Annotated in this window: 2 protein-coding genes and 1 pseudogene; 1 reads left to right on the plus strand and 2 read right to left on the minus strand. The window is 63.1% G+C overall.

From position 1 onward, the window contains the following. Positions 1-187 precede the first annotated feature (187 nt). Both ACVOL0_RS20255 and rlmD read right to left on the minus strand, forming a co-directional pair. On the minus strand, positions 188-673 hold the full coding sequence (locus tag ACVOL0_RS20255; RefSeq protein WP_481550609.1) for a CYTH domain-containing protein: 486 nt from the start codon (positions 671-673) through the stop codon (positions 188-190). Positions 674-676: 3 nt separating this feature from the next. Further along, a complete protein-coding gene (gene rlmD, locus ACVOL0_RS20260; RefSeq protein ID WP_481550610.1) occupies positions 677-2017 on the minus strand; it encodes a 23S rRNA (uracil(1939)-C(5))-methyltransferase RlmD in 1341 nt (446 codons plus the stop codon). Between the two features lie 124 nt (positions 2018-2141). Here rlmD and ACVOL0_RS20265 point away from each other — a divergent pair. Further along, positions 2142-2855, plus strand: a pseudogene (locus ACVOL0_RS20265) (Hpt domain-containing response regulator). The last annotated feature ends 105 nt before the right edge of the window (positions 2856-2960 follow it).

The following is a 2960-nucleotide window of genomic DNA, read 5'->3' on the forward strand; positions in this document are numbered from 1 at the left end:
GCAGAGGCATTACCGGCAAAGCTTCAGCCGAGCATGGCTCGGCACTACTGGGTTTGCTTGTGAAGCTGCTGCCGAGCATGGCTCGGCACTACTGGGTTTGCTTGTGAAGCTGCTGCCGAGCATGGCTCGGCACTACTGGGTTTGCTTGTGAAGCTGCTGCCGAGCATGGCTCGGCACTACGGGCACTTCACCACTGGCTGTACGGCTTCGATGCCAAGGCCAGGTTGTAGTAACGCACTTCGTCGGTCACCTCGACACCGGCCCAGTCTGGCTTGGCGAACACCTGGTCGGCGCTCTCCAGCTCCACTTCGGCCACCACCAGTCCGGCGTTGTCACCGAGGAATTCATCCACTTCCCACAACAGGCCGCCGTGTTGGACCAGATGCCGGCGCTTGTCGATCAGGCCACCGACGCACAGCGCCAGCAGCTCACGCGCCTCGTTCACCGGCACCGGGTACTCGAACTCCTGGCGGGTGTGACCGAGCTCGCGCGACTTGATGTTCAGGTAGGCCTCGTCGCCCTGGATGCGGACCCGCACCGAAGCCTTCTGCGCGCCACTGTCCATCGCCGCCGTGTCGTTGATATAGCCCTGCGCCATCGGGATGACGGCGTGCGCGGCGGCACGCCAATCGTCGCTGATGACGAGGAACTTGCGTTCGATCTCGATGCCCACCGCTTACCTCTTCTCGAAGACGGCAATGCTTTCCACGTGCGCGGTGTGCGGGAACATGTCCATCGCACCGGCCGATACCAGGGTAAAGCCGCGCTCGTTGACCAGGTAGCCGGCATCACGTGCCAGCGAACCCGGATGGCAGCTCACATAGACGATGCGCTTGAACTGTTCCAACGGCAACTGTTTGAGCACATCGATCGCACCCGAACGCGGCGGATCGAGCAGCAGCTTGTCGAAGCCCTGCTTCATCCACGTCGCTTCGCTTTGATCCAGGGTCAGATCAGCAGCGTAAAACGCGGCGTTGGCCAGGCCATTGCGCTCAGCATTTTCCTTGGCGCGCGCGACCAGCCCGGCCTCGCCTTCCACGCCAACCACTTCGCGCACGCTGCGTGCCAGCGGCAAGGTGAAGTTGCCCAGGCCACAGAACAGGTCGAGCACGCGCTCTTCCGGCTGCGGGTCCAGCAGGGTCAGCGCATGCGCGATCATCTGCTGGTTGAGCTTGGCATTGACCTGGATGAAATCCAGCGGACGGAACGCCAGCTCCACGTCCCACTGCGGCAACGCGAACGACAGCGCAACGCCTTCGACCGGCCACAATGGCGCCACGGTGTGCAGGCCACCGGACTGCAGGTAGATCGCAAAACCATGCTCCTGGCCGAAAGCAATCCATGCCTGCTTGTCAGCGTCGCTGAGCGGCTGCAGATGACGCACGGTCAGTGCGATGGCGGCATCACCGGCGATGAATTCGATCTGCGGAATATCGCGCTTGCCATCCAGCGTTTCGATGAACGCGGACAGCACGCCCACCTTGCTGCCGATCTCCGGGATCACCGTCAGGCACTGCGACAGATCGGCGACAAAGCGTGGATCCAGTTCGCGGAAGCCGACCAGGGTCTTGTCCTTCTTCTCGACGCGACGCACCGAAAAGCGACCCTTGCGGCGATAGCCCCAGCTGTCACCCACCAGCGCCGGCAACACTTCGCCCGGGCTGACGTGGCCGATGCGGGTCAGGTTATCGGTCAGCACCTGCTGCTTGGCCACGATCTGCTGCGACTCTTCCAGATGCTGCAACACGCACCCTGCACACACTCCGAAATGCGGGCAGCGCGGCTCGACGCGGTGCGGCGAGGCCTTGAGCACTTCGATCGTCCTGGCCTCATCGAAATGACGGCTCTTGCCGGTCTGCTCGGCCATTACCGTTTCCTGCGGCAACGCACCGCTGATGAAGGTGACCTTGCCACCCTCGCCTTCGCGGCGGGCAACGCCACGGCCGTCGTGGCTCAGGTCGAGGATATCGGTCTGGAACGGGGTCTTGTCTATGCGGGGGGATCTGGATCGGGCCACGTGGCAACAGGCTGCGGGCAAAAGGGCGGCCATTGTCGCAGATGCTTAACGTGAACACCCCGATGACTTGCAGATCGCAGCGCCATCGCTAATATGCGGGCTGTAGCTGACATGGAGGCAGCAGATGAATACGCATCACCAAGGAAACCTGCCGCGCCTGCTGTTGGTCGAGGACGACATGACCAGCCAGGGCTTCTTCCAGTTTGTACTGGAATCGCTACCGGCCAAGGTTGATATCGCCGAATCATGTGCCAGCGCGCTGCACTTGGCACAGAGTGGCACCTACGACCTGTGGCTGCTCGATGTGAACCTGCCTGATGGCAACGGCGCCAACCTGCTGCGTAGCCTGCGTGAACGCCATCCGCACACCGTTGCGTTGGCGCACACCGCTGATACCAGTCAGGAGATACAGTCGACGCTGCAACAGGCCGGCTTCCAGGAAGCCCTGGTCAAGCCGATCAGTCGCGATGCACTGCTCAAAAGCGTACGTCGTGCGCTGAGCAAGTCCACAGCAAAAACCGATGGCACCGTTGCCGAGGCTGCGCTGGATTAGGACGAATCCGCCGCGATGAGTGCCTTGAACGGGCAACAGGCGCATGTACGAGCCCTGCGCGAACTATTCCTGTCCGAGTTGCCAGGCACCCGCGATGCGGTCAGCCATGCACTTGAAGAACATGACGACAAAGCCCTGCATGCGCAGCTGCACAAGCTGCAGGCCAGTTGTGGTTTTGTTGGTGCCTCGCGTTTGGCGGTTGCGGTGCGCCAGTTGAATCACGACCCCGCATCGATTCAGGCACGGCAACAATTCGGCAGCGCCGTCAGCGCCCTGCTGCGCTGAGCAGATGCAGTGGCGGGGCCGGGGGGGGCCGACCGGTGGCCCGGGGGGGCGCGGGCGGGCCGGGGGGGGGGCGCGAAGGGGGGGGTTTGGGGTATGGGGCCGGGG

The organism is Stenotrophomonas sp. STEN021, from assembly GCF_056760175.1.